The 24,611-nt window shown below is 71.2% G+C and carries 25 protein-coding genes; 20 read left to right on the top strand and 5 right to left on the bottom strand.

Annotated elements, in window-relative coordinates:
- The first annotated feature begins 69 nt into the window (after nt 1–69).
- Nucleotides 70–1,113 carry a helix-turn-helix transcriptional regulator gene (locus OG542_RS18860; protein WP_328412363.1) on the top strand — a complete coding sequence of 348 codons (1,044 nt, stop codon included), beginning with the start codon at nt 70–72 and terminating at the stop codon, nt 1,111–1,113.
- A gap of 129 nt (nt 1,114–1,242) precedes the next feature.
- Here OG542_RS18860 and OG542_RS18855 read toward each other — a convergent pair whose 3' ends face one another.
- Nucleotides 1,243–2,208 (bottom strand): helix-turn-helix transcriptional regulator, encoded by a 966-nt coding sequence (locus tag OG542_RS18855; protein ID WP_328412361.1) that lies wholly within the window; start codon nt 2,206–2,208, stop codon nt 1,243–1,245.
- 367 nt (nt 2,209–2,575) lie between these two features.
- On the opposite strand from OG542_RS18855, the gene OG542_RS18850 reads away from it, so the two are divergent.
- Nucleotides 2,576–2,911 (top strand): Rieske (2Fe-2S) protein, encoded by a 336-nt coding sequence (locus tag OG542_RS18850; RefSeq protein WP_193479458.1) that lies wholly within the window; start codon nt 2,576–2,578, stop codon nt 2,909–2,911.
- A 179-nt stretch (nt 2,912–3,090) separates the two neighbouring features.
- On the opposite strand, the gene OG542_RS18845 is transcribed toward OG542_RS18850, so the two are convergent.
- On the bottom strand, nt 3,091–3,507 hold the full coding sequence (locus tag OG542_RS18845) for a pyridoxamine 5'-phosphate oxidase family protein (RefSeq protein ID WP_328412359.1): 417 nt from the start codon (nt 3,505–3,507) through the stop codon (nt 3,091–3,093).
- 141 nt (nt 3,508–3,648) lie between these two features.
- Between OG542_RS18845 and clpB the strand changes: the two genes are divergently transcribed.
- A complete protein-coding gene (clpB, locus tag OG542_RS18840; protein WP_328412357.1) occupies nt 3,649–6,255 on the top strand; it encodes an ATP-dependent chaperone ClpB in 2,607 nt (868 codons plus the stop codon).
- A gap of 4 nt (nt 6,256–6,259) precedes the next feature.
- On the opposite strand, the gene OG542_RS18835 is transcribed toward clpB, so the two are convergent.
- Nucleotides 6,260–6,757, bottom strand: coding sequence for a hypothetical protein (locus OG542_RS18835; protein WP_328412355.1), 498 nt, complete (start codon nt 6,755–6,757; stop codon nt 6,260–6,262).
- 170 nt (nt 6,758–6,927) lie between these two features.
- On the opposite strand from OG542_RS18835, the gene OG542_RS18830 reads away from it, so the two are divergent.
- On the top strand, nt 6,928–7,458 hold the full coding sequence (locus tag OG542_RS18830; protein WP_261678620.1) for a YbjN domain-containing protein: 531 nt from the start codon (nt 6,928–6,930) through the stop codon (nt 7,456–7,458).
- A 120-nt stretch (nt 7,459–7,578) separates the two neighbouring features.
- On the opposite strand, the gene OG542_RS18825 is transcribed toward OG542_RS18830, so the two are convergent.
- Entirely contained in the window at nt 7,579–8,004 is a 426-nt protein-coding gene (locus OG542_RS18825; protein WP_328412353.1) for an ATP-binding protein, read from the bottom strand.
- A gap of 206 nt (nt 8,005–8,210) precedes the next feature.
- Between OG542_RS18825 and OG542_RS18820 the strand changes: the two genes are divergently transcribed.
- From OG542_RS18820 to OG542_RS18800, 5 genes are all read left to right on the top strand, one after another.
- Nucleotides 8,211–9,128, top strand: coding sequence for a helix-turn-helix domain-containing protein (locus OG542_RS18820; protein ID WP_328417983.1), 918 nt, complete (start codon nt 8,211–8,213; stop codon nt 9,126–9,128).
- Nucleotides 9,082–9,222 carry a DUF397 domain-containing protein gene (locus OG542_RS18815; protein ID WP_328412351.1) on the top strand — a complete coding sequence of 47 codons (141 nt, stop codon included), beginning with the start codon at nt 9,082–9,084 and terminating at the stop codon, nt 9,220–9,222. The genes OG542_RS18820 and OG542_RS18815 overlap by 47 nt, the downstream gene beginning before the upstream one ends.
- A 260-nt stretch (nt 9,223–9,482) precedes the next feature.
- Nucleotides 9,483–10,358 carry a hypothetical protein gene (locus OG542_RS18810; RefSeq protein ID WP_328412349.1) on the top strand — a complete coding sequence of 292 codons (876 nt, stop codon included), beginning with the start codon at nt 9,483–9,485 and terminating at the stop codon, nt 10,356–10,358.
- 97 nt (nt 10,359–10,455) lie between these two features.
- The gene (locus OG542_RS18805; protein WP_328412347.1) at nt 10,456–11,112 is read left to right on the top strand and encodes a DUF433 domain-containing protein; all 657 of its coding nucleotides are present in this window, start codon (nt 10,456–10,458) and stop codon (nt 11,110–11,112) included.
- On the top strand, nt 11,102–11,491 hold the full coding sequence (locus tag OG542_RS18800) for a PIN-like domain-containing protein (protein WP_328412345.1): 390 nt from the start codon (nt 11,102–11,104) through the stop codon (nt 11,489–11,491). Before OG542_RS18805 ends, OG542_RS18800 begins: the two co-directional genes overlap by 11 nt.
- A gap of 33 nt (nt 11,492–11,524) precedes the next feature.
- On the opposite strand, the gene OG542_RS18795 is transcribed toward OG542_RS18800, so the two are convergent.
- Nucleotides 11,525–12,718, bottom strand: a complete 1,194-nt coding sequence (locus OG542_RS18795) for a pyridoxal phosphate-dependent aminotransferase (RefSeq protein WP_328412343.1) — start codon at nt 12,716–12,718, stop codon at nt 11,525–11,527.
- A 128-nt stretch (nt 12,719–12,846) separates the two neighbouring features.
- On the opposite strand from OG542_RS18795, the gene OG542_RS18790 reads away from it, so the two are divergent.
- From OG542_RS18790 to kynU, 11 genes are all read left to right on the top strand, one after another.
- A complete protein-coding gene (locus OG542_RS18790) occupies nt 12,847–13,125 on the top strand; it encodes a hypothetical protein (RefSeq protein ID WP_328412341.1) in 279 nt (92 codons plus the stop codon).
- A gap of 614 nt (nt 13,126–13,739) precedes the next feature.
- Nucleotides 13,740–14,267 (top strand): DUF2617 family protein, encoded by a 528-nt coding sequence (locus OG542_RS18785; protein ID WP_328412339.1) that lies wholly within the window; start codon nt 13,740–13,742, stop codon nt 14,265–14,267.
- A gap of 114 nt (nt 14,268–14,381) precedes the next feature.
- The gene (locus OG542_RS18780) at nt 14,382–16,037 is read left to right on the top strand and encodes a polyamine aminopropyltransferase (RefSeq protein WP_328412337.1); all 1,656 of its coding nucleotides are present in this window, start codon (nt 14,382–14,384) and stop codon (nt 16,035–16,037) included.
- Nucleotides 16,038–16,164: 127 nt separating this feature from the next.
- The gene (locus OG542_RS18775) at nt 16,165–17,232 is read left to right on the top strand and encodes an SRPBCC domain-containing protein (RefSeq protein WP_328412335.1); all 1,068 of its coding nucleotides are present in this window, start codon (nt 16,165–16,167) and stop codon (nt 17,230–17,232) included.
- A 51-nt stretch (nt 17,233–17,283) separates the two neighbouring features.
- The gene (locus OG542_RS18770) at nt 17,284–18,072 is read left to right on the top strand and encodes an aldose epimerase family protein (protein WP_328412333.1); all 789 of its coding nucleotides are present in this window, start codon (nt 17,284–17,286) and stop codon (nt 18,070–18,072) included.
- 10 nt (nt 18,073–18,082) lie between these two features.
- The gene (gene pyrE / locus OG542_RS18765) at nt 18,083–18,631 is read left to right on the top strand and encodes an orotate phosphoribosyltransferase (RefSeq protein ID WP_030245666.1); all 549 of its coding nucleotides are present in this window, start codon (nt 18,083–18,085) and stop codon (nt 18,629–18,631) included.
- Nucleotides 18,632–18,776: 145 nt separating this feature from the next.
- Nucleotides 18,777–19,799 (top strand): class II fructose-bisphosphate aldolase, encoded by a 1,023-nt coding sequence (fbaA, locus tag OG542_RS18760; RefSeq protein WP_184594394.1) that lies wholly within the window; start codon nt 18,777–18,779, stop codon nt 19,797–19,799.
- A gap of 85 nt (nt 19,800–19,884) precedes the next feature.
- Entirely contained in the window at nt 19,885–21,351 is a 1,467-nt protein-coding gene (locus tag OG542_RS18755) for an MFS transporter (protein WP_328412326.1), read from the top strand.
- A 639-nt stretch (nt 21,352–21,990) separates the two neighbouring features.
- Nucleotides 21,991–22,404, top strand: a complete 414-nt coding sequence (locus OG542_RS18750; RefSeq protein WP_184594398.1) for a DUF3151 domain-containing protein — start codon at nt 21,991–21,993, stop codon at nt 22,402–22,404.
- 151 nt (nt 22,405–22,555) lie between these two features.
- Nucleotides 22,556–23,386 (top strand): tryptophan 2,3-dioxygenase family protein, encoded by an 831-nt coding sequence (locus tag OG542_RS18745; protein WP_311126916.1) that lies wholly within the window; start codon nt 22,556–22,558, stop codon nt 23,384–23,386.
- Nucleotides 23,379–24,590 carry a kynureninase gene (kynU, locus tag OG542_RS18740; RefSeq protein ID WP_328412322.1) on the top strand — a complete coding sequence of 404 codons (1,212 nt, stop codon included), beginning with the start codon at nt 23,379–23,381 and terminating at the stop codon, nt 24,588–24,590. The genes OG542_RS18745 and kynU overlap by 8 nt, the downstream gene beginning before the upstream one ends.
- Nucleotides 24,591–24,611: the final 21 nt, after the last annotated feature.

Below are 24,611 nucleotides of genomic sequence, written 5' to 3'. Positions count from 1 at the left end.
TTGCGGAGCAGGGCGGGTCCGCGCATAGTTGCGCTGCGGAAAGACGGTGAACCGGGGGTGGGATGGGCGATGGCCGGGCACGGGGCGGAGGAGCATCCACACGGTGCTGACCGACTGTGCGAGGCCGGGGATCGCGTGTATTCCCGGGCCGTACGGCGGGGCCGCGTGCCCCGCCGGGATGCCGAACCGGTGCCCTGTCTCCTGGAACTCGCCCTGCTGCACCCGGACCCCGACGACATGGACTGGCTGGTGCCGACCTCCCCGCAGGAGGTCATGACCCGGCTGCTGCGCGGGATGTACGACGAGGTCAGCGCCAGTCAGCGGCGGGTGGGTTCGGCCGTGGCGGCCGTCGAGTGGTACGCCGGTCTCGGCCGCCGGGTCCGGCCCGCCCCCTCGGCGGGCGAGGGCTCGGCGATCCGGGTGCTGGACGGGCTCGCCCGGATCCAGGCCGCGATGGACGAGGCGACCCAGGCGTGCACGACCGAGGTGCTCACGGTCCAGCCCGGCGGCATCCGGCGCGAGGCGGAACTCTCCGAGGGCCTGCACCGGGCGCTGGCGCTGCGCGGCCGGGGCGTGCGGATGCGGGACCTGTACACGCATGTCGCCCGGCACGGGCAGGGGCTGCTGACGTATCTGGAGCTGATGGGCGACGCCGTGGAGGCGCGCACGCTGGACGAGGTGATCGACCGGCTGATCCTCTTCGACCGGACGGTGGCCTTCATCCCCGCCAACAACGACCGCACGATGGCCCTGGAGCTGCGGCACCCCGCGCTCATCGAGTACCTGGTCACCGTGTTCGAGCGGCTGTGGCGCCTTGCCATCCCGCTGACAGCGCCGCTCCCCGACACCGGCATCGAGGACATCTCCCACCGGGAGCAGTCCATCGCGGCGCTGCTGGCGGAGGGCCACCAGGACGCGGTGATCGCGGAGCGGCTGGGCATAAGCGTCCGGACGTGCCGGGCCCATATCGCACGGCTCTCGGAGACGCTGGGGGCGGCGAGCCGTACGCAGCTCGGGGTGCGCATCGCCCAGGTCGGACTCGACGGTCCGTCACGGGCTGCCGCGTCCACGCCCCTCAGCGTTCCTGGTCCAGAATCCCGGACTGCCCGATGAGATAGCTCAGTTGGGTGCGGCGCGGGCCGTTTCGGCGGGTGCGTGACCTTCTAGCAGGGCTCGTTCGTACAGCTCGGTCCCGGCAGAACACAGCTCTTCCGCGTCGTGCATGGGGTGTGGCGCCCGACGTCACTCGGGACTTCCTCCTCCTGAGTGGTCCTGCTGCAGAATCCCCGACTGCGCTATGAGGTACCCGAGTTGGGCCCGGCTGCCACTGCCCAGGGCCGACGCCAGCTTGGCGATGTGAGCACGGCAGGTGCGCACGTTCATGCCCAGGCGGCGTGCGATGGCCTCGTCGACGTGCCCCTCGACCAGAAGCTTGGCTATGGAGTGCTGGACATCCGTGATACCGCCGGTGGCGGCTTCGTACGGGGTGCCGGTGCTCAGGGGGACCGCGCGGTCCCACAGGTATTCGAAAAGCTTGAGCAGATAGCGGACGAGGCCGGGGTGGCGCAGTTCCAGGGCGACTTGCTGGTCGTCCCGGGCGGGGATGAAGGCGACCGTTTGGTCGCAGATGATCAAACGTTCCACCAACTCGTCTATGGTGCGGTACTCCGCCTTGCCGTCGGAGAGCCTGGCCGCGTAGGCCAGTTGCTCCGGGTTGTAGCGGGCGGTGTGCTGGTACACCGTGCGGATCCGCACACCGCGTTCGATGAGTGGCTTGTCGCGTTCCAGCCCTCTCAGGAGGCTGCGTTCGGACATGCGGTCGCTCGGCTGGAGGGTGAGGACCTCGGTCCGGCACTGGACCGTGGCCATGTTGAGTGCGGCGTTGATACGTTCACCGCCTTCCAGCACGGTGATGGCGTCACTTACCGTTGCGATCTGGGTGCCCAGGGCCATGAACGGCTGAAAGGTCTCCGCGAGGTCGACGGCCAGGCGCCTGCGCTCGGCGATCTCGTGTTCCAGGGGGTTGAGTTGCCGGGAAAGGGCGACGACCGGGGCCACCGGGCGCAGCCAGTCGGGATCGTCCGGATCGGGGTGGAGGAGGGCGAACTCCATCAGGCAGGGGGCCGGTTCCACGTCCGCGCGTGCGATGCGTCCTGTGCGCAGAGCGGTGGCATACAGACGTCCGCCCTCCTCGCACCACTCGGTCATCGGATGGGGATGTGTCCCTTTTGCTTGATTTATTGTCAAATCTCCACCCCCCAGGGTCCTGAACATGCAGGAACATGATGCATCGATTGTGTGGCCATGACGTGCCCGAATGAGCCATCGTCGTACTCGACGGGGGAAAAGGGGACCTTCAAGTGAGGACGAAGCCGACTATGCGGAACAGAATGCTTCGCTCGGTGCTTGTCGCCGCCTTCTCCGTCGTTGTCACCCTCGGCGCGCTGAGTGGCTTCTCCGATGAGAAGGGCGATGTTCGGGCGAACACGAGTTGGCCGGCGGTGGCTCAGACCAGCTACGGCGTGAACAACACTAGCTGGCCGAGTTCCGCGACCGCGGGATCCGGGAGCTGACCGTGACCACTCCACCCGACGACCGCTCCTTCCGCCGTGAAATGGCCACCGCCTACCGCTCCGGCTGGCACTTCATCGACTTGGTCACCGCCATCCCCCACAGTGGTGACTCGTTGATGGTGACCGTTTTCGGCGAGCCGGTGGTCGTCACGCGGGACGACGACGAGGACGTGCGGGCTTACCGGTGTCTGCGGCGGCCTCGGGGGGCGCCGCAGCCTGTGCGATGTGCCGTACGGTACGGAATGATCTTTGTGAACCTGGACCAAAGGGACCATGAGCAGGTGGACGCCGAGTCCCCTGCCCCTAGGACCGTCTCTGCCACCCCCCGCAGTGCCTGACGCGATTCCCCCGTCGTAACAGATCGCTCAGGTGCTTCCCCCCGCAGCGGCGTCACCGTGACCTGAACACGGTGACGCCGCTGCAGTTTTTGGGGGACATTTCCTGGAATCGACCTGGTCACGCGGTGGCTGGAAGCAGTCGATCACCGGTGTGGATTTTCACTCCGCTCACCTGCTGGTCACCCACGCCCCATCGCTCGCGTCAGCTCGATCTCGATCACCACGCGCGCCGGGTTGGGTGACGGGGTCCGGCCGTAGCGCTCCGCGTACCGGCGTTCCGCCTCGGCGACCCGCTTGGGCTCGCCGTGGACGAAGGCCCGGCCCTCCAGCGTGGCCCACCGCTTGCCTTCCATCTGGCAGACGGCGACTGCCGCCCCCTGCTCCCCGGCGGCCAGCACATGGCGCACCTTGGCGCTCGCCTTGTTCGCGATCACCCGAGCCAGACGGGCCTCGGGATCGTATGTGACACCGACGGGTACCACGTGCGGAGTGCCGTCCGGGCGGGGAGTCGTCAGGGTGCAGACGTGCCGCTCCCGCCAGAAGGCGAGGTACGGCTGGTCGGGGGCACCCGGATCGACGGAGTACTTGGTGGCCATGACCCGGAACTTAACCCTCGCGGACTCCCGGATCCGGCCTTGAGTGGAATAGACTCAACTTTATGTACGCTGATTGAGTCAGTGCGCTGATCGGGTCAGTGCGCTGATTCGGCTCAGTGCAAGGAGGAGGAGAACGCGAACGTGGACGCCGAGCTGACCAACAGGAGCCGGGACGCGATCAACGCGGCCAGCAACCGGGCCGTGACCGAGGGGCACCCCGACCTCACCCCAGCCCATCTGCTGCTCTCGCTGCTCCAGGGGCGAGGCCCCCGGGAAAACGAGAACATCACCGACCTGCTCGCGGCGGTCGACGCCGACCAGGCGGCCGTACGCGCCGGAGCCGAGCGCGTGCTCGCCGGGCTGCCCAGCGTGACCGGCTCCACCGTGGCGCCGCCCCAGCCCAACCGCGAGATGCTCGCCGTCGTCGCCGACGCGCAGGCCCGTGCCAAGGAGCTAGGGGACGAGTACCTCTCCACGGAGCACCTCCTCCTCGGCATCGCCGCGAAGGGCGGCGCGGCCGGCGAGGTGCTGTCCGGGCAGGGGGCCGACGCGAAGAAGCTCCAGGCGGCCTTCCAGAAGGCCCGGGGCGCACGCCGGGTGACCACGGCCGACCCCGAGGGCCAGTACAAGGCCCTGGAGAAGTTCGGCACCGACTTCACCGCCGCCGCTCGCGAAGGCAAGCTCGACCCGGTCATCGGGCGGGACCAGGAGATCCGGCGGGTCGTGCAGGTGCTGTCCCGGCGGACCAAGAACAACCCCGTGCTGATCGGTGAGCCCGGTGTCGGCAAGACCGCCGTCGTCGAGGGGCTCGCCCAGCGGATCATCAAGGGGGACGTGCCGGAGTCCCTCAAGGACAAGCGGCTCGTCGCGCTCGACCTGGGCGCGATGGTCGCCGGGGCGAAGTACCGGGGTGAGTTCGAGGAGCGGCTGAAGACGGTCCTCGCGGAGATCAAGGACTCCGACGGGCAGATCATCACCTTCATCGACGAGCTGCACACCGTCGTCGGGGCCGGCGCGGGCGGCGACTCCGCCATGGACGCCGGGAACATGCTGAAGCCGATGCTCGCGCGCGGTGAGCTGCGCATGGTCGGTGCCACGACCCTCGACGAGTACCGGGAGCGGATCGAGAAGGACCCCGCCCTGGAGCGGCGCTTCCAGCAGGTGCTGGTCGCCGAGCCGACCGTCGAGGACTCCATCGCGATCCTGCGCGGGCTCAAGGGCCGTTACGAGGCCCACCACAAGGTGCAGATCGCGGACAGCGCGCTGGTCGCGGCCGCCAGCCTCTCCGACCGGTACATCACCTCCCGCTTCCTGCCCGACAAGGCCATCGACCTGGTCGACGAGGCCGCCTCGCGGCTGCGCATGGAGATCGACTCGTCCCCCGTCGAGATCGACGAACTGCAGCGCGCCGTCGACCGGCTGAAGATGGAGGAGCTGGCGATCGGCAAGGAGACCGACGCGGCCTCCCGCGAGCGCCTGGAGAAGCTGCGCCGCGACCTCGCCGACAAGGAGGAGGAGTTGCGGGGCCTCACCGCCCGCTGGGAGAAGGAGAAGCAGTCCCTCAACCGGGTCGGCGAGCTGAAGGAACGCCTCGACGAGGTGCGCGGCCAGGCCGAACGCGCCCAGCGCGACGGCGACTTCGACACCGCCTCCAAGCTGCTCTACGGCGAGATCCCGGCCCTGGAGAAGGAACTGGAGGCCGCCTCCGAGGCCGAGGAGGAGGTTGCGAAGGACACCATGGTCAAGGAGGAGGTCGGCTCCGACGACATCGCCGACGTCGTCGCCTCCTGGACCGGCATCCCGGCCGGGCGTCTGCTGGAGGGCGAGACGCAGAAGCTGCTGCGCATGGAGGACGAGCTCGGCAAGCGCCTCATCGGGCAGACGCAGGCGGTGCGCGCGGTGTCCGACGCCGTACGGCGGTCCCGCGCCGGGATCGCCGACCCCGACCGGCCCACCGGCTCCTTCCTCTTCCTGGGCCCGACGGGCGTGGGCAAGACCGAACTGGCCAAGGCCCTCGCCGACTTCCTCTTCGACGACGAGCGGGCGATGGTCCGCATCGACATGTCGGAGTACAGCGAGAAGCACAGCGTGGCCCGGCTGGTCGGCGCCCCGCCCGGATACGTCGGCTACGAGGAGGGCGGCCAGCTCACGGAGGCCGTGCGCCGCCGTCCGTACTCCGTCGTCCTGCTCGACGAGGTGGAGAAGGCCCACCCGGAGGTCTTCGACATCCTGCTCCAGGTCCTGGACGACGGACGGCTCACGGACGGCCAGGGCCGCACGGTCGACTTCCGCAACACGATCCTCGTCCTGACGTCGAACCTCGGCAGCCAGTTCCTCGTCGACCCGATCACCAGCGAGGAGGAGAAGAAGGAGCAGGTCCTGGAGGTCGTGCGGACCTCGTTCAAGCCGGAGTTCCTCAACCGCCTGGACGACCTGGTCGTCTTCGCCGCGCTGACCAAGCCCGAGCTGGAGCGCATCGCGAAGCTCCAGCTCGACCGCCTGGCCAAGCGCCTCGCCGAGCGGCGCCTCACCCTGGACATCACGCCCGAGGCCCTGGCCTGGCTCGCGGAGGAGGGCATGGACCCGGCGTACGGCGCCCGCCCGCTGCGCCGCCTCGTCCAGTCCGCCATCGGCGACCGCCTCGCCAAGGAGATCCTTTCGGGCGAGATCAAGGACGGCGACACGGTCCGGGTGGACCGCTTCGACCAGGGCCTGATCGTGGGCCCGGCGACGGGCAAGACGCTCTAGTCCGTCACATCGTGAATGCCGAGAACCGCACCAGCGCGGTCTCGGCGTTCTCGTACTCCACCCTCACCTGCACCACGTGTGCCTCGGCCGACGCGGGCAGTCCGTCCTCGTGGCTCACATCGAGGCACAGGGCGCCACAGGGGCCGCCCGCGCGGATCTCCGGTGCGTTCGGATACGTCTCCCGCAGCCAGGCGCGTACATCCTCGCGCGGCATCCGCAGCACCGCCGCGTAGGCGGTGTCGATGCCGTGCTGCACGGTGCAGCGCTCGGGCTGGACGTTCACGGGGCGCTCGGCGCCGCCGAACGCCAGGGCCTCGGCGCAGGCCACCTTCGCCGGGCCGCCCGCGCGCGCATCGTTCTCGTCCGGCTTGTCCGACAGGGCCCACATGAACATGCCGATGATCAGGAACCCGAGGACGAGCACGGGCAGGGCCAGGATCGGCAGGACCAGTCCCCACCGGGTGCGCCCCCTGCTCGTTTCCGTCCCGCTGCCTGCTGCCACCACGGTGATCGCCCCCTCCACGTATGCCGCTGAGGAGGACGGGTCCGGGTACCCGGAGGTTGCGCTTGACCGGATCGTGTCAGCCGAGGGCTGACAGGGTCTGTCTGGGCTTGCCACCCCCCTCCCCGCATGGGGGAGGATGGCGGAATCCGTACGAAGGGAAATTCACGGTGACCATCGACCCGTCCTCGATTCCGAACTTCGGGGGCCAGCCCGAGCCGCAGCCCGGCGGCGGCCCGGCCGGCCCCGTCGTCCCGGATCAGGACCTCGTGAAGCAGCTCCTCGACCAGATGGAGCTCAAGTACGTCGTCGACGACGAGGGAGACCTCGCGGCGCCGTGGGAGCAGTTCCGCACCTACTTCATGTTCCGGGGTGAGGGAGACCAGCAGGTCTTCTCCGTGCGGACGTTCTACGACCGGCCCCACGAGATCGAGGCGAAGCCGCAGATCCTGGAGTCCATCGACGACTGGAACCGCCGCACCCTGTGGCCCAAGGTCTACAGCCACACCCACGACGACGGCACGGTCCGCCTGATCGGCGAGGCCCAGATGCTGATCGGCATGGGTGTCAGCCTGGAGCACTTCGTCTCCTCGACCGTCAGCTGGGTGCGCGCCGCGATCGAGTTCGACAAGTGGCTCATCGAGCAGCTCGGTCTCGAGGAGGAGATCAACGAGGCGGAGAAGCCCGAAGACGAAGAGTAGGCCCAGCGAGGCCACGCCCCAGCGGCGCGTCGGCGCGTACGAGCAGGACAGGTACGCGCTGTACGCGCCGTACGCCTTTTTCGGGCGCCGCTGCCTCCCCTCCCTCGCTCAGGGGGCGGATCAGATCTCAAGACGCAGCTCCGCCCATACCGTCTTGCCCACCGGGCTGCGAGGCGTCGACCCCCAGCGCTCGGCCAGGGCATCCACCAGGAGCAGCCCCCGGCCGGACTCACCATCGGGAGACGACGAGGGCGCGGCCGTGGGCAGCCGCTTCGCGGAGGCGGCGTCCGCGACCTCGACACGCAGCACGCCCGCAGCCCGGTCCAGGGCGAGCCGCAGACCGAACTCCCGGCCGGGAACCCGACCGTGCTGTACGGCGTTCGCCGCGAGCTCCCCGACGACGAGGGCGACCGCGCACGAGACGTCCGACGCCGGCGGGTGACCCCGTTCCGCCATCCACCGGACGGCGTGCCGCCGGGCGAGCTGCGCACCGCGCGGGGAGGAGGGGAACTGCAGCGTGAGCGACTGGAGTTCAGGCTGCGGCATGTCTCCCGGGGTGGCGGTTTCTGTCAGCACGGCCTGTCCGTCCCTTCCTGTCGGCTCGGAGCGCTCCGTTGCGCACACGAGTCATCACGTTCCGTGCTCAAGAGTCGGCCGATCGTCCTACGCTCGACAGGGGGCGCAGCCTTACTTGTGAGGCCGTAAGGAACGGAAGTGATGCCTTGGCCAACGGAATTGACCCCAGTGCCTCGATGGCCGCGCTGTTCGGTGCGCGGGTGCGCAGGCTCCGGACGGCGGCGGGACTGACCCAGGCCGAGCTGGGCGACCGGACGCATGTGGTGAGCACGCGGATCACGCAGATCGAGCGGGCGTCCGGAGCGAAGCCGACGCTGGAGCTGGCGCGTGCGCTGGATGCGGCGCTCGGTGCGGAGGATCTGCTGGTGGAGCTGTGGCCGTATGTGTACCGGGAGGCGTTTCCGGACTGGTCGCGGAAGTTCATGGAGTACGCGGAGCGGGCGGTGGCGGTCCGGCAGTATGCGGCTCATGTGGTGCCCGGCTTGTTGCAGACCGAGGACTACGCGCGTGCGGTGCTGAGAGTCGGCCGGACGCTCGGCAGCGAAGAGCAGTTGGAAGAACGGGTCACCTTTCGTCTGGGACGACAGGAGCGACTCGGCATGCCCGACCGGCCCGAGCTGTGGGTGGTCCTCGACGAGGCGGTGCTCCGGCGTCCTGTCGGAGGCCAGGGGGTGATGCATGAGCAGTTGGAGCGACTGCTCAGGACCAGGGCGGAACCTCACATCACCGTGCAGGTACTGCCGTTCGACCAGGGCGAGCACGAGGTCATGGGCGGTTCGCTCACGGTGCTCACCATGCCGGACGGCTCGGAGGTCGCGTACACGGAAGGCGCGCACTACGGCCAACTCATCGAGGATCCGGACGAGGTCAGGAGTTTCGCGCTGACTTACGATCGGCTGCGGGCGGCAGCTCTGCCCCCGCTCATGTCGCTGAACATGATCCGATCCGTGAGGGAGGACAACCACCGTGGAGCGAAGGTCCCGTCCCGATCTGAACGGCGCCGCCTGGCGCAAGAGCAGCTACAGCAATCAGGAGGGGGGCGACTGCGTGGAGGTGGCCGACGGGTTCCGAGGGGCCGTCGTCCCGGTCCGTGACAGCAAGTCCCCGCAGGGTCCGGCGCTGTGCTTCGAAGGCGCTGCCTGGGCCGCCTTCATAGGCGAGTTGAAGGCCGGGAACCACCGTCTCTGAAGCGGCCTTTCGGGCTCACCGGGCCCTTGTCCGCGAGGGTCCGGTAGGCCACTGACCTCCTGAAAGAACCGGGGAAAGAACTACCCGCCCACCCACCCTCCCGCGCCGGAAGGCGGGCGTCACCCGTCCGAGTGACCGGCTTGCAGGGGCGGGTAACGGGCCGTTACGTTCGCCGCGACAACCGCAAACAGATACGGCCCCCGGCCGGGACGGCAATCCCGAACGAGGGCCTGACCGCTCAGGAAGAAAGCACCTTCCCGATGGCTGACCCGCAGTCTAACGCGCGCCTGCGCGCCGACGCCGGAGCTCCGACTACCGGCGTGATCCACGTACGCACCCGCCTCACGGCCGACTTCACGGTGATCTCCAACGGTCTCGCCCAGCGGCGCGGCAGCGCGGTCACGATCGGCGTCGCGGCATACATCTCCTCCCTGCCCGACGGCTCCCCCGTGACCATCACCGCTCTGTGCGAGCACTTCAGCGAGGGCGAGATCCTCATCTCGCGGGCGCTCAGAGAACTCGAATCGGCCGGATACCTGGAACGCCGCCGCGAACGCACGCCCACCGGGCAGGTACGCACCCGGACGTACTTCTACGACGTACCGCGCGGCGAAGGCCCTGACGACCCGCCCGAGCCGCCGAAGCCCCGGCCACGGAAGCGGCCCACCGTCCCGGAAAGCCGACGGGAGAGGGCGCCCGCTCCCGCTCCTGAGGAGCCCGGCAGCCCGGCGCCCGCACTCGCCGACGCCGACCCCGAGGCGGTCGCAGTACTGACCGCCCTGCGCCGGCTCGACCCTCGCCTCGTCCTGTCCGCGCAGGAGGCCGCCCGCCTGGCACCGGCCGTCGCCGAGTGGCTGGCGGCCGGTGTCGGGCCGCGGGAGATCACGGAGCTGCTGACCGTACGGCTCCCCGACCGTTTCAGGGCCCGCCCGGCAAGCGTCCTTGCCTTCCGCCTCCGGGAAACGCCGCTGCCGTTGCCCTCCCCTGCACTGCTCCCGCCGAGTGTCGAGCGCCCGGCCGTACTGCCCTTCCAGACCTGCGACGGCTGCGAGCGCGCCTTCCGCGCCCCGGGGCCCGGACACTGCCGGAGCTGCCGGGACCGACTCGCCGGGGAATGCCTGCGTGCGGCGGGCTGAGCCGGTGGGCGGGTGTGCGGTCCGCCCCTGGGTGGCAGGCTTGATGTGCGACGATGCGAAACGCGGAACCGGGCAATACGGCAGGAGGAGGTGGGGCATGGTCGACAGGTTCAGGGACGGACTTCTGACTCCCGCCGAAACCGCCTCCTACCTGGAGATCCCGCAGTCGACGCTCCATTCCTGGCTGAAGGGCAGGGCTGCCGGGGCGCCCCTGGTCCATCAGGTCGAGCCGCTGCGCAAAGGGCAGCCCTCGGTGCCGTTCATCGCGGTCGCCGAGGCTCACGTCCTCCGTTCGCTGCGCTCCCTCGGGCTTCGGATGAGTGAGATCAGGGAAGCCGCCGGCGCCGTACGGGACGCCTTTGCGACTCCGTACGGTCTCGTGTCGAAGCGGATCGCGACGGACGGCGTGGACATCTTCGTCGAGCATGGCCTCGGGGATCTCCGCAGGGCCCGAGACGGTCAGGCGCCCATCCACGAGGTGGTCTCCGACTACCTCCGCTACCTGAACTGGGAACCCGACGACGACTTCCCCTCCAGCCTGCGGCTGAGGCAGTACCCGGACTCCGTACCCGTCGTGATCGACCCGAGGTTCGGACACGGGACGCCCGTCGTGGCCGCGAACCGTGTCGCGGTCAAGGCCATCACCGACCTCTGGGAGGCCGGTGAGAGCGTCGAGGACATCGCGTACGACTTCGACATGACGCCCGAGCAGGTTGACGAGCTGTGCCGGGCAGTGGTGCGCCTTGCCGCCTGAGTTCTTCCTCGACCGCAATCTCGGACGTCGTGTCGCGGAGGGGTTGAGGGCGTGCGGCTGGATCGTTCACCGCATCGGTGACGTCTTCCCCGACGACGGACAGGACGTCGCCGATGAGGAGTGGATCGCGCACGGTCTCGACCAGTCATGGGTGCCGCTTTCGAAGGACGGCCGGATCAAGAGCCGGGATCTGGAGATCCGACCCGTCCTTGAGCGTGAGGCTGTGCTGTTCTACCTCGACAACCAGCAGTTGCGCAGTGTCGAGATGGTCGAACGGCTCGAGGCCCACCGTGAGGCGATCCACCGTGCAGTGAGCAGGGGCGGTCCTGCCGCCTACGCGGTACGACAAGACCGCATCGAGCGCACCTGGCCGGCCTGACCGTCCGTCGCCGGTCGGGCCGGCCAGGTGCGCCTAGAGCGCCGCACTGAGCCGCTTGACCGCCTCCTCCAGCACCCCCGTCCGCTTGCAGAACGCGAACCGTACGAACGGGGCGCCCTCCTCGCGGTGGTCGTAGAAGACCGCGTTGGGGATGGCGACGACCCCGGCGCGCTCCGGCAGGCCGCGGCAGAAGGCGAAGCCGTCGCTCTCGCCGAGGGGGCGGATGTCGGTCGTGATGAAGTAGGTGCCCGTCGGGCGGAACACCCGGAACCCGGCCTCCGCCAGGCCCGCCGCCAGCAGGTCCCGCTTGGCCAGCATGTCGGCTCGGAAGTCCGTGAAGTACGACTCGGGCAGTGAGAGGGCCTCGGCGACCGCGTACTGGAACGGGCCCGCCGAGACGTACGTCAGGTACTGCTTCGCCGAGCGCACCGCCGTGACCAGCTCCGGGGCCGCCGTCACCCAGCCGACCTTCCAGCCGGTGAACGAGAACGTCTTGCCGCTGCTCGAAATGGTCACCGTGCGCTCGCGCATCCCCGGGAACGTCGCCAGCGGCACGTGCTCTGCCTCGTCGAAGACCAGGTGCTCGTACACCTCGTCCGTCACCACGAGCAGATCGCGCTCCACCGCCAGCTCGGCGATCGCGGCCAGCTCCTCGCGGGTGAGGACCGTGCCGGTCGGGTTGTGCGGGGTGTTGATCAGCAGCAGGCGGGTGCGGTCGGTGACGGCGTCGCGCAGCTCGTCCAGGTCGAGGCGGAAGCGGCCCTCGTCCTCGTGGGCGCGGAGGGTGACCGGCACCCGGCGTCCGCCCGCCATGGCGATGCACGCCGCGTACGAGTCGTAGTACGGCTCGAAGGCGATCACCTCGTCGCCGGGCTCCACCAGGGCCAGCAGCGAGGCCGCGATGGCCTCCGTGGCCCCGGCGGTGACCAGGACCTCCGTGTCGGGGTCGTACGACAGGCCGTAGCGCCGCAGCTGGTGGGCGGCGACCGCGGTGCGCAGCTCGGGGACGCCGGGGCCCGGCGGGTACTGATTGCCGCGGCCGTCCCGCAGGGCCCGTACAGCGGCCTCCCTGACCTCCTCGGGGCCGTCGGTGTCCGGGAAGCCCTGGCCGAGGTTGATGGCGCCGGTGCTCAGGGCCAGGGCGGACATCTCGGCGAAGATCGTCGTCCCGAACTCGGCGAGCCGGCGGTTGAGGAGGGGGCGCGCGCTGGAGGTCATGCGGGTCATCCTCCGCCGAAGCTCTGGACTTCCTCAACTCTGCTTTGGGGCGTGCGGGGGCCGGGCATCCCCTGTTCACGTAAGAGCGAGGCGCCCACGGGGGGCCGCTTCGGGGGAAACGAAAGGAGGGTGACGCCATGGTTATCGGCATCATCCTGGCGGTGTTCGCAGTCGTCCTGATCGCGGCGCTGGTGTCCGGGGCGCGCAGGGGCGGTTCCGCGCGGACGGCGCGTCGCGGGTCGTGGGCCTCCGGTTCGGCCGGCAGCAACAACAGCGGCAGCTGGTGGGCCGGCGGGGGAGACTCCGGCTCGTCCGGCGGCTCGTCCTGCAGCAGCGGCTCGTCCTGCGGAGGCGGGTCGTCCTGCGGCGGGGGCGGTGGTGGTGGCGGCGGTGGCTGCGGCGGCGGAGGCAGCTGACGGCAGTCGGCCGGCCCTCCCTTCGGGGAAGCCACACCCACCGAACGCGGGCCCGCATCTGGGGCGGGCCCCGCGTTCCTGTGCCCGTGGCCGGGGTTACCGTCCGGGGCCCCGGGGCTCCCGTACGGGACCGGAGTTCCCGTCCGGCGGATCGGTCGAACGTCTGTAGGGCAACTGTGCGAGGTCTCAGGCGCCTTCGCATGCCTGTAGGACAACCGCGTCCATGGGACGGCGTACCCGGGCGTGACCCCGGCAACTGCGCACGTCAAACGGCCACTTCGGGAGCGGGGCGGAAACCCGGGCGCCCGTCCGTCGCGGCTCCGGGGGCGAGCCACGGCGCACCGGCGCACGCCTCCCCGGGACCGGCGCACGCCGTAGTGGAACAATTGAGCTGTAGAGCCCTCTGAGGGATGGAAACCCTACGAACTTGGGTAAAAAGGCTGTGGCAGCGCCACAGTTCATGATTCCCTCTAAGGCACCAACGCAGCCCCTCGGACGCCCTGCGAACACCCTCCTGAAACCGGCCGACCGGTTTGATCCGGGCCGTAATCCCCGGTGCGACCAAGGCGCAGCGGACCCCTCTCCCTCTCCTTGTGTGCTTGCGGAGCCGATCCATGCTCACGACCCTCAACACCTCCTACACCGACACGCGCGCGGCCGATCTCGCCTGGGCCCTGGGGCGTGAGCCGCTTCCCGCACTGGCCACGCTGGACCTCGAACTGGCGGGCACCAAACTGCAGTTGCGACTCCTCGGCGCGTCGCACCAGGTCCTGCTGGAGGAGGAGCGGGGCATCTGCTCGGAGACGGTGGCGTGCATTCCGGGCAGCCGCACGCCGCTTCCGCTCGGCGTCGCCAAGCGGGTGGACGACTGGGAGTACGAGTTCGCCGCCCGGGTCGAGATCCTCTCGCCGGGGTCCTTCGCGGGCCGCGCCCAGGAGTTGCTGGCCCTCGTCTCCGACCACCCGCACGGCCTCGTGGGCGTCTTCCCCGGCAGCCCGCACGCCTTCACGGCACTGCTGGCCCAGCACCACGACGGACAGGTGCACTGGCGGACCTGGCACGCGTACCCACAGGACGGCCAGTTGGTGGCGACCCGTACGAGAGTCGGCGTACGGATGCCGGCGACGGTCTGCGCCAACTGAACCGCCTGCGCCTCACGCGCCGAACCGAATCGCGTACCGAAATCGGGCCTCCGTAAACCAGCACCACACGTGTGGGTGACGAACCGCGGTCGAGGCGTGACGTAACGTCGCAGCGTGATCGAGCCGCACGCGCCCGCCCCGCCCGGTTCCCCGCCGCCCTGGAGCGCCCCGGGCGGCCCCGGCGGCCCGGCGCGGCTGCCCGTCCGGCCCGGCACCGGGCGGTTCCTGGTCCTCGCGGGCGTGTTCGTCTGTGCGGCCTGCGGACTCGTGTACGAACTCGAACTCGTCGCCCTCGCCTCCTACTTGATGGGCGACTCGGTCACCCAGGCGTCCGTCGTGCTGTCCGTCATGGTCTTCGCGATGGGCATCGGCTCCCTCGCCGCGAAGCGGCTGCGCGGGCTCGCCGCGGCCGGTTTCGGCGCCGTCGAGGCCACCCTCGCGCTCGTCGGCGGATGCAGCGCGATGGCCCTGTACGCCGTGTTCGCCTGGACCGGCGACTGGGGCGGCGTGTGGGCGAGCGGCCCCCGCTGCCTCCTGGTCGCCTTCTCCCTCGCGACCGGGCTGCTCATCGGCGCCGAGGTCCCGCTGCTGATGGAGCTGATCCAGCGCATCCGCCGCCAGGACGCGGGCGGCGCGGTGGCCGACCTGTTCGCCGCGGACTACGTCGGTGCCCTCGTCGGCGGCCTCGCCTTCCCCTTCCTCCTGCTGCCGTTCCTCGGCCAGCTGACCGGCGCGCTGCTCACCGGCGCCGTCAACGCGGTCGTCGGCGGGGCGCTGGTGCTCGGACTGTTCCGCCGGGATCTGACCCGGCGCGCCCGCTGGCTGCTGCTGCTCGCCAACGGGCTCGTGCTCGCGATCCTCGCCTCGGCCGCCGTCCTCGTCGACGACTTCGAGCGGGCCGCCCGGCAGGCGATGTACGGCAGGGACGTCCGCGTCGCGCTGCGGACCGGCGTCCAGGAGGTCGTCCTCGCCGGCGGCACGCACGGGCGGCCCCTGGCCCTCTTCCTCGACGGCCGGCTCCGGGTCAGCGAAAGCGACGAACTCCGCTACCACGAGGCCCTCGTCCACCCCGCGATGACCGGGTCGCACGCGCGCGTGCTGATCCTCGGCGGCGGTGACGGCCTGGCGGCCCGCGAGGTGCTGCGCCATCCCGGAGTGGACCGGGTCGACGTCATCGAACTCGACGCCGAGGTGGTACGGCTGGCCCGCACCGACCCGGGCCTGTCCGCGCTGAACCGGCACGCGTACGGCGACCCGCGCGTGCACGTGACGGTCCAGGACGCCTTCGGCTGGCTGCGCGGAGCGCCCCCGGCGGCGTACGACGTGGTCGTCTCGGACCTGCCGGACCCGGGGATCACGGCGAGTACGAAGCTGTACTCCCAGGAGTTCTACGGCCTCGCGCGGCGCGTGCTGGCCCCCGGCGGCCGGCTCGTGGTGCACGCCGGGCCGGTCGCGGCCGGCCCCCGGGTGTACTGGACGGTGGACGCGACCCTGCGCGCGGCCGGCTTCCGCACCGCCCCGTACGGCACGGGCGGCCGCCGCGCCGGTTCCGCCGTCGGCCCCGACCGCACACCCGCCGGCCGCTCCCGGGCCCCCCGGGACTGGGGTTTCGTCCTGGCCGCCCGCACCGAACCGCGGCCACGCCTCGACCCGGACGGTCCGCGCCCGCTGATCCTCACGAACGAGTCCCTCGCCGCGGGTGCGCGGACGGTGCGGGAGACGCGGATCGCCGGGCTGCCCGCTTCGACGTTGCTGCATCCGCGGTACTGAGGGGGCCGGGGCGGAGGGGGAGGTGCCGAGGAGCGCGGTGGGGAGGATACGCCGGGCGGACCCCGATCCGGAGCGAATCCCGGAGGTGGGGGTGCGTTTCCGCCTGTGCTGGGTAGAGTCCGTCGACATGGAGCACGAGGTGTTCGTTCCGGTTCCGGCCGAGCGGCTCAGGGAGGTGCTGGACGACCCCGCGCGGGTCGCCCGGGTGGTTCCCGGGCTCCAGCAGGACGCCGGCGCCGAGCCCGTCGCCGGGCGGCTGAAGATCCGGGTCGGCAGTCACTCCGTCACCTACCGGGGTGCCGTACGGGTCTCCCGGCGGGACGACGGGGCGTACGCCGTGGAGGGCGAGGCGGAGGAGTCGCGCGGCAGCGGCTCGGTCAAGCTCGCGCTGCGGATCGGCCTGCGGGAGGCGGAGGACGGCTGCACCGTCGCGTTCGACGGCACGGCCTCCGCGGACGGGCGGATCAAGGACCTGCCGGCCGACGCGGTGGAGGGCGCCGTCGTCCGGCTGCTGAACCGCTTCGCGGAACACCTGGCCGAGGCCGCAGCGGAAACGACCACGTCCGTCGCCACGCAGGACTTCGAACCCCGGGCGACGACCGACCACGAAACGACCCCGGACGCGGACGACGAGGCCCCGCCTCAGGCGAGGGCCGACGGGGGTACGGCGGCGGACGGGGCCGGGGACGACGAGGGCGCCGGGCCCCCGGGGACCGCGGCCACCGCGGGGAAGCCTTCCGCCACTGGCTCCGGCGACGGGAGCCCGGCCTCCGGTACCGGCGACGGGAGCCCGGCCTCCGGTACCGGCGACGGGAGCCCGGCCTCCGGTACCGGCGACGAGAGCCCGGCCTCCGGTACCGGCGACGAGAGCCCGGCCTCCGGTACCGACGACGAAGCCCCCGCCCCCGAACCCCCCTCCGTCTCCGGCGCCGACGTTCCCTCGGCTCCCGTCGGGCCCTCCGCCAAGGGCGACGACGACGCCGAGTCCATCGCCGAGGCGGCGCATGCGCGGCGCACGATGATCGGGCGCAGTGCCGAGGAGGTCGATCACGCCCCGCCGCGCGGGCGGTACGCGCCGGTGCCCGCACCGCAGACCGTGACGCCCCCGGCCCCGCTGCGCTGGGCGGCGCCCGCGGCGGCGCTCGCGGTGGCGTCGGCCATCGTGGCGGTCCGGGCCCTGCGCCGACGCCGCTGAAACGCCGCGCACCGGGTGAGGCCCTCTTGATCACCCCAGTAGGGTCGTCCCGTGAGTGACGACAACATCACGCTGACCGCGGGCGACGCGGAGGTGACCGTGCAGCCGGGCAACGGCGGCCGGGTCGGAGGGCTGCGGATCGGCGGCGTGGAGATGCTTCGGCAGGGCGAGCGCTTCGGGTGCTTCCCGATGGTGCCGTGGTGCGGGCGGGTCCGCGACGGGCGGTTCCTGGACGGCGCCGCCGTGCGGCAGATGCCGCTCAACGCCCCGCCCCACGCCATCCACGGCACGGTCCGCGACGGCGCCTGGCGCACCGCCCGCACGAGCACGGCCGAGGCCGTCATCACCGCCGAGCTCGCCGCCCCCTGGCCCCACCCGGGCCGCGTCACCCAGGTCGTCGCACTGACCGAGGACGCGCTGACGCTCACCATGTCCGTGGAGACGTACGACTCGTCCTTCCCCGCGCAGATCGGCTGGCACCCGTGGTTCAACCGGAACCTGGGCGGCGAGGACGTACAGCTCGACTTCGACCCCGCCTGGCAGGAGGAGCGCGGCGACGACCACCTGCCCACCGGCAACCGGATCGACCCGAAGCCCGGCCCCTGGGACGACTGCTTCGGGATGCCCGGCGGCGTGGACGTCACCCTGACCTGGCCCGGGCAGCTGGAGCTGAAGGTGGCGAGCCGCGAGGAGTGGGTCGTCGTCTACGACGAGCAGGAGGCCGCCGTGTGCGTGGAGCCGCAGACCGGCCCGCCCAACGGGCTCAACACCCTGCCGCGCCTGGTCACGCCCCTGGAGCCGCTGGAGGCCACCACGACCTGGAGCTGGCGCCGCCTCTAAGCTGGGCGCCATGACGGACACACGCGGCGCGCTGCTGCAGCAGATCAAGGACAAGGCCGTGGTGCACGGCAAGGTGACCCTGTCTTCGGGTCTGGAGGCCGACTACTACGTCGACCTGCGCCGCGTCACCCTCGACGGCGAGGCCGCCCCGCTGGTCGGTCAGGTGCTGCTGGACCTGACCGCCGAGCTGGACTTCGACGCCGTCGGCGGGCTCACCATGGGCGCCGACCCCGTCGCCGCCGCCATGCTGCACGCCGCCGCCGCTCGCGGGAAGCGCCTGGACGCCTTCGTCGTCCGCAAGGCAGCGAAGGCGCACGGGCTGCAGCGGCGCGTCGAGGGCCCGGACATCGCGGGCCGCCGTGTGCTGGTCGTCGAGGACACCTCCACCACCGGCGGCTCCCCGCTCACCGCCGTCGAGGCCGTGCGCGAGGCCGGGGCCGAGGTCGTCGCCGTCGCGACGATCGTCGACCGGGCGACCGGCGCCGCGGAGAAGATCCAGGAGGGCGCCGGGGTGCCGTACCTCTTCGCCTTCTCGAAGGACGAGCTGGGCCTGGACTGACCGGGACCTGACCAGGGCGTGGACGGTGGCCTGGACCTTCCGGCCAAGTCTGGAAAGATGGGGCCGACGATGACGTCGCATCCCAAGGTCTAGGTCAGGGCCGTAAAGACGCAGTAGCCAACCCGCAGATACAAGGAGCGGACGCATGCCCATCGCAACTCCCGAGGTCTACAACGAGATGCTGGACCGGGCGAAGGCAGGAAAGTTCGCCTACCCGGCCATCAACGTGACCTCCACCCAGACCCTGCACGCGGCCCTGCGCGGTTTCGCTGAGGCGGAGAGCGACGGCATCGTCCAGATCTCCACGGGTGGCGCCGAGTTCCTGGGCGGTCAGTACAGCAAGGACATGGTGACCGGCTCGGTCGCCCTGGCCGAGTTCGCGCACATCGTCGCCGAGAAGTACCCGGTGAACATCGCGCTGCACACGGACCACTGCCCGAAGGACAAGCTCGACGGGTACGTACGTCCGCTGCTGGCGCTCTCCCAGAAGCGCGTCGAGGCCGGTCTGAACCCGCTGTTCCAGTCCCACATGTGGGACGGCTCGGCCGAGACCCTGGCCGACAACCTCTCCATCGCCCAGGAGCTGCTGGAGCTCGCCCGCGCCGCCAAGATCATCCTCGAGGTGGAGATCACCCCGACCGGTGGCGAGGAGGACGGTGTCACGCACGAGATCAACGACTCCCTGTACACGACGGTCGACGACGCGATCCGCACGGTCGAGGCACTGGGCCTCGGTGAGAAGGGCCGCTACCTGCTGGCCGCGTCCTTCGGCAACGTGCACGGCGTGTACAAGCCGGGCAACGTCGTCCTGCGCCCCGAGCTGCTGAAGGAGCTGAACGAGGGCGTCGCCGCCAAGTTCGGCAAGGCGTCGCCGTTCGACTTCGTCTTCCACGGCGGCTCCGGCTCCTCGGAGCAGGAGATCCTGACCGCGCTGGAGAACGGCGTGGTCAAGATGAACATCGACACGGACACGCAGTACGCCTTCACCCGCCCGGTCGCGGACCACATGTTCCGCAACTACGACGGCGTCCTGAAGGTCGACGGCGAGGTCGGCTCCAAGAAGACCTACGACCCGCGCACCTGGGGCAAGCTGGCCGAGGCGTCCATGGCCAAGCGCGTCCTCGAGGCCTGCGGCAACCTGCGCTCCACCGGCACCAAGATCAAGTAAGTCCGGTTCGATCCGGTCGTATCCGGTTCGCACGCGTTGAGCCCGGCACCTCCTGTGGTGCCGGGCTCTTCCGTATGCTCCCTGCATGCCCGATGTCCGGATGGCCTCGCCCCAGGGCAGATGGATCCTGCTCACCACCGTCCTCGGTTCCAGCATGGCCCTGCTGGACTCGACCGTCGTCAATGTCGCGCTGCCGCGCATCGGCCGTGACCTCGACGCGAACCTGTCCGCCCTCCAGTGGACGGTCAACGCGTACATGGTCACGCTGGCCGGGCTGATCCTGCTGGGCGGGGCGCTGGGGGACCGTTTCGGGCGCCGGAAGGTGTTCGTCGTCGGTGTGGTGTGGTTCGCGGTGGCCTCCCTGCTGTGCGGGATCGCGCCGAACGCGGGGGCGCTGATCGCCGCGCGTGCCCTGCAGGGGGTGGGCGGTGCCCTGCTGACGCCGGGGTCGCTGGCGCTGATCCAGGCCTCCTTCCACCCCGACGACCGGGGCCGGGCGGTGGGTCTGTGGTCCGGCTTCGGCGGGGTCGGCGCGGCGGTCGGGCCGTTCGTCGGAGGCTGGCTGGTGGACGGGCCGGGCTGGCGGTGGGTGTTCCTGCTGAACGTGCCGCTGGCGCTGGTGTGCGTGCCGGTGGCGCTGCGGCACGTCCCCGAGTCGGGCGGAGAGGGGGCCCGTGGCCGGTTCGACGTGCTGGGGGCCGTGCTGGGCGCGGTGGCGCTGGCGCTGCTGACGTACGCGTTGATCGAGGCCGCTGCCGGCGGTTGGGTGGTGGCCGTCACGGCGGTGGCTGGGGTGGCCGCGGCCGTCGCGTTCGTGGTCGTCGAGCGGCGCCGTCCCGATCCGATGATGCCGCCGGACATCTTCTCCTCCCGCCAGTTCACGGCGGTCAACCTCGTCACGCTGTGTGTGTACGCGGCGCTCGGCGGGTTCTTTTTCCTCGCCGCGCTCCAGCTCCAGGTCGTCGTGGGCTACTCGGCCCTCGCGGCCGGTACGGCGCTGCTGCCGACGACCGTGCTGATGCTGCTGCTGTCGGCGCGCTCAGGTGAGCTGGCCGACCGGATCGGGCCGCGTCTGCCGCTCACGGTGGGGCCGCTGCTGTGTTCCGTCGGGATGCTGCTGATGCTGCGGGTGGGGCCGGGAGCGTCCTACTGGGCCGATGTGCTGCCGGCGCTGGTGGTGCTCGGGCTGGGCCTGGTCATGCTGGTGGCGCCGCTGACGGCGACGGTGCTGGGTTCCGTGGATGTGGCGCGGGCGGGGCTGGCCAGCGGGATCAACAACGCGGCGGCCCGGGCGGCGGGTCTTGTGGCGGTGGCGGCGCTGCCGTTGCTGGCCGGTATGGGGGAGGAGGCGTACCGGGAGCCGGCCGCCTTCGACGCGGCGTTCGGGCGGGCGATGGGGTGGTGCGCGGGGGCGTTGGTGGCGGGGGCGCTGATCGCCCTGGTCACGGTGCGGAGGCCGCCGCCCGGGTGCAAGCGGCCGGAGTGTCTCAGGTATGGGAGCGTCGTGTCGCCGCCGTTGGAGGGGGAGCCGGTGCGGAAGCGGTTGGTGTAGGGGCCGGGGTTGTCGTTGGTGCGGGGGGTTGGTGCTGAGGTTGTAGTTGGTGCGGGGTGTTGGTGCTGAGGTTGTAGTCGGTGCGCGGTGTTGGTGCTGAGGTTGTAGTCGGTGCGGGGCGTTGGTGCTGAGGCCGGGGCGTTGCGCAGCCCGGCGTTGCGGGGTGCCGCTGCGCCCACCCGTGCCGCCCCTAGCGGCACGACTGCCCGCAGCTCAGCGGGGCGGCGTGCTTGTAGCTCAGCGGCACGACTGCCCGCAGCTCAGCGGGGCGGCGTGCTTGTAGCTCAGCGGGGCGGCGTGCCCGCAGCTCAGCGGGGCGGCGTGCCTGTAGCTCAGCGGCACGACTGCCCGCAGCTCAGCGGGGCGGCGTGCTTGTAGCTCAGCGGGGCGGCGTGCTTGTAGCTCAGCGGGGCGGCGTGCCTGTAGCTCAGCGGCACGACTGCCCGCAGCTCAGCGGGGCGGCGTGCCTGTAGCTCAGCGGCACGACTGCCCGCAGCTCAGCGGGAGGGGTGCCCGTAGCTCAGCGGGGCGGGTGCCCGCAGCTGGGCGGCATGGCTGCCCGCGGCTCCGCCGGACGGCGTGACCGTAGCTGGGTGGCATGGCTGTCCGTCACTGAGCGATATGCCGCAGACTTGGGGCATGTCCATTCACGAGAACCTTCTCGGGGGTCCGCCCCCGACCCACCTCCCCGATGACCCCGGGCCACGGGAACTGCTCGCTTCGGGTACCGCGCCGGTCGACGTCGCCGCCGCGCATCCGACCTCCTCGCTCGCCTGGGCGCAGCTCGCCGACGAGGCGTTCGAGCGGGGCGCGGCCGTGGAGTCGTACGCGTACGCCCGTACGGGCTACCACCGCGGTCTGGACGCGCTGCGTCGCAGCGGCTGGAAGGGCCACGGCCCGGTGCCGTGGGAGCACGAGCCGAACCGCGGCTTCCTGCGGGCCCTGCACGCCCTCGCCCGTGCCGCGCAGACGATCGGCGAGCAGGAGGAGTACGAGCGCTGCTCCCAGTTCCTCAAGGACTCCTCGCCGACGGCGGCGCAGGTCCTGGGCTGAGAGCGGTCCGTGTGCGCGAGGCCCGTCCGCTGAGCGGGCGGGCCTTGCGGTTTCGGGGGACGATTGCGGAGTATGCCCGTGGGGACCGGGGCCCCCGTGCCGGCATCGGCAGGGGCGGACCGCTACCCGGAGTTATCTGCAGGAGACAGCGATGTCCCACGAGGCTCACGAGCCCGAGACCCCGCATCTCGACTTCCAAGGCACGACGCCGTACGAGGACTACGTCAAGGCGGACGTGCTCACCCACCTCCAGCACACCCTCTCCGACGACCCCGGAGAGATGGTCTTCCTGGTGACGACCCAGGTGATGGAGCTGTGGTTCACCGTCATCGTCCACGAGTGGGAGACGGCGGCGCGGGCGCTGCGCGGCGACGACATCCCCACCGCGACCGCCGCGCTGAAGCGGTCCGTGCGCGAGCTGGAGGCGCTCAACGCCTCCTGGAAGCCGCTCGCCCAGCTCACGCCCGCCCAGTTCAACTCGTACCGCAGCGCCCTCGGCGAGGGCTCCGGTTTCCAGTCGGCGATGTACCGGCGCATGGAGTTCCTGCTCGGCGACAAGTCCGCGTCCATGCTCGTCCCGCACCGGGGCGCGCCGCGCGTGCACGCCGAGCTGGAGAAGGCGCTGCACGAACCGAGCCTGTACGACGAGGTCGTACGGCTGCTCGCGCGGCGCGGTTACGACATCCCGGACGTCGTGCTGCGGCGTGACGTGGCGAAGCGCTACGAGCCGTCGCCGGAGGTGGAGGCGGCCTGGACGGCCGTCTACTCCGGTGACCAGGGTGCTGAACTCGCCCGGCTGGGGGAGGCGCTGAGCGATGTCGCCGAGCTGGTGTGGCGCTGGCGCAACGACCACCTGGTCGCCACCCGCCGCGCGATGGGCTCCAAGACCGGCACGGGCGGCTCCGCCGGGGTGGCCTGGCTGGAGAAGCGGGCGCAGAAGAACGTGTTCCCCGAGCTGTGGACGGCGCGGTCGTATGTCTGAGCTGACGGTGCGGGCGGAGAAGCTGGACGCCGTTGACGAACTAGCCGTCAAGCGGGCCGAGTTCGTCCTCGACGCTGCGTCCGATCACGCGGCTGACGCCGCGGGGATCTACCTCGACGGCAACTCGCTCGGCGCGCTGCCGGCCGTCGTGCCCGGGCGGGTCGAGGACGTCGTACGCCGCCAGTGGGGCGAGCTGCGCATCCGGTCCTGGGAGGAGAGCGGCTGGTGGACGGCGCCCGAGCGGATCGGTGACCGGATCGCCCCGCTGGTCGGGGCGGCGCCCGGGCAGGTCGTGGTGGGCGACTCGACCAGTGTCAACGTCTTCAAGGCGCTCGTGGGGGCCGTACGCATGGCCGGGGACGGCCGTGACGAGCTCCTCGTCGACGCGACGACCTTCCCGACCGACGGGTACATCGCGGAGTCCGCGGCGCGGATGACCGGCCGCACCCTGCGGCCGGTGACACCGGCGGAGGTGCCGGGCGCGCTGGGCGACCGTACCGCCGCCGTCCTCCTCAACCACGTCGACTACCGAACCGGCCGGCTGCACGACCTGCCGACGCTGACGGCCGCCGTGCACGAGGCGGGTGCGCTCGCCGTCTGGGACCTGTGCCACAGCGCGGGCGCGCTGCCGGTCGGACTGGACGAGCACGGGGTGGACCTGGCCGTCGGCTGCACCTACAAGTACCTGAACGGCGGGCCGGGCGCACCGGCGTACCTGTATGTGCGCCGGGAGCTGCAGGACCGCTTCGACTCCCCGCTGCCCGGCTGGAACTCGCACGCCGAGCCGTTCGGGATGCGGAGCGGCTACGAGCCGGCCTCCGGTGCGCCGCGCGGCCGGGTCGGTACGCCGGACATCCTCTCCATGCTCGCCTTGGAGGCGGCCCTGGAGGTGTGGGACGGGGTGCCGGTCGAGGCGGTGCGGGCCAAGTCCCTCGCGCTGACGGACTTCTTCCTCGAGTGCGTGGCGGAGTACGTGCCCGAGGGCAGGGTCGAGTGCCTGACGCCGGTGGCGCACGCGGAGCGGGGCAGCCAGATCGCCCTGCGCTGTGACGACGCCGGCGAGGTGATGAAGCGGCTGATCGAGCGGGGTGTGGTCGGCGACTTCCGGGCGCCGGACGTGCTGCGCTTCGGGTTCACGCCGCTGTACGTGGGCTTCGCCGACGTGGAGCGGGCGGCGCGGGTGCTGGCTCGGACGCTGGGCTGAGCCGACCGTGACGAACGGCCC

The sequence above is a fragment of the Streptomyces violaceus genome, from assembly GCF_036014075.1.
In the GTDB taxonomy this organism is placed as follows: Bacteria; Actinomycetota; Actinomycetes; order Streptomycetales; family Streptomycetaceae; genus Streptomyces; species Streptomyces violaceus.
This window is presented reverse-complemented; position numbering and strand designations above follow the sequence as displayed.

What these genes read in the sequence shown, in the direction of transcription:
- OG542_RS18855 (WP_328412361.1), bottom strand. Translation starts at nt 2,208, where the DNA reads ATGACCGAGTGGTGCGAGGAGGGCGGACGTCTGTATGCCACCGCTCTG.
- OG542_RS18785 (WP_328412339.1), top strand. Translation starts at nt 13,740, where the DNA reads ATGCTCACGACCCTCAACACCTCCTACACCGACACGCGCGCGGCCGAT.
- OG542_RS18845 (WP_328412359.1), bottom strand. Translation starts at nt 3,507, where the DNA reads ATGGCCACCAAGTACTCCGTCGATCCGGGTGCCCCCGACCAGCCGTAC.
- OG542_RS18790 (WP_328412341.1), top strand. Translation starts at nt 12,847, where the DNA reads ATGGTTATCGGCATCATCCTGGCGGTGTTCGCAGTCGTCCTGATCGCG.
- OG542_RS18745 (WP_311126916.1), top strand. Translation starts at nt 22,556, where the DNA reads ATGTCCCACGAGGCTCACGAGCCCGAGACCCCGCATCTCGACTTCCAA.
- OG542_RS18805 (WP_328412347.1), top strand. Translation starts at nt 10,456, where the DNA reads ATGGTCGACAGGTTCAGGGACGGACTTCTGACTCCCGCCGAAACCGCC.
- kynU (WP_328412322.1), top strand. Translation starts at nt 23,379, where the DNA reads ATGTCTGAGCTGACGGTGCGGGCGGAGAAGCTGGACGCCGTTGACGAA.
- pyrE (WP_030245666.1), top strand. Translation starts at nt 18,083, where the DNA reads ATGACGGACACACGCGGCGCGCTGCTGCAGCAGATCAAGGACAAGGCC.
- OG542_RS18860 (WP_328412363.1), top strand. Translation starts at nt 70, where the DNA reads ATGGCCGGGCACGGGGCGGAGGAGCATCCACACGGTGCTGACCGACTG.
- OG542_RS18820 (WP_328417983.1), top strand. Translation starts at nt 8,211, where the DNA reads ATGGCCGCGCTGTTCGGTGCGCGGGTGCGCAGGCTCCGGACGGCGGCG.
- OG542_RS18795 (WP_328412343.1), bottom strand. Translation starts at nt 12,718, where the DNA reads ATGACCCGCATGACCTCCAGCGCGCGCCCCCTCCTCAACCGCCGGCTC.
- OG542_RS18775 (WP_328412335.1), top strand. Translation starts at nt 16,165, where the DNA reads ATGGAGCACGAGGTGTTCGTTCCGGTTCCGGCCGAGCGGCTCAGGGAG.
- fbaA (WP_184594394.1), top strand. Translation starts at nt 18,777, where the DNA reads ATGCCCATCGCAACTCCCGAGGTCTACAACGAGATGCTGGACCGGGCG.
- OG542_RS18755 (WP_328412326.1), top strand. Translation starts at nt 19,885, where the DNA reads ATGCCCGATGTCCGGATGGCCTCGCCCCAGGGCAGATGGATCCTGCTC.
- OG542_RS18750 (WP_184594398.1), top strand. Translation starts at nt 21,991, where the DNA reads ATGTCCATTCACGAGAACCTTCTCGGGGGTCCGCCCCCGACCCACCTC.
- OG542_RS18825 (WP_328412353.1), bottom strand. Translation starts at nt 8,004, where the DNA reads ATGCCGCAGCCTGAACTCCAGTCGCTCACGCTGCAGTTCCCCTCCTCC.
- OG542_RS18810 (WP_328412349.1), top strand. Translation starts at nt 9,483, where the DNA reads ATGGCTGACCCGCAGTCTAACGCGCGCCTGCGCGCCGACGCCGGAGCT.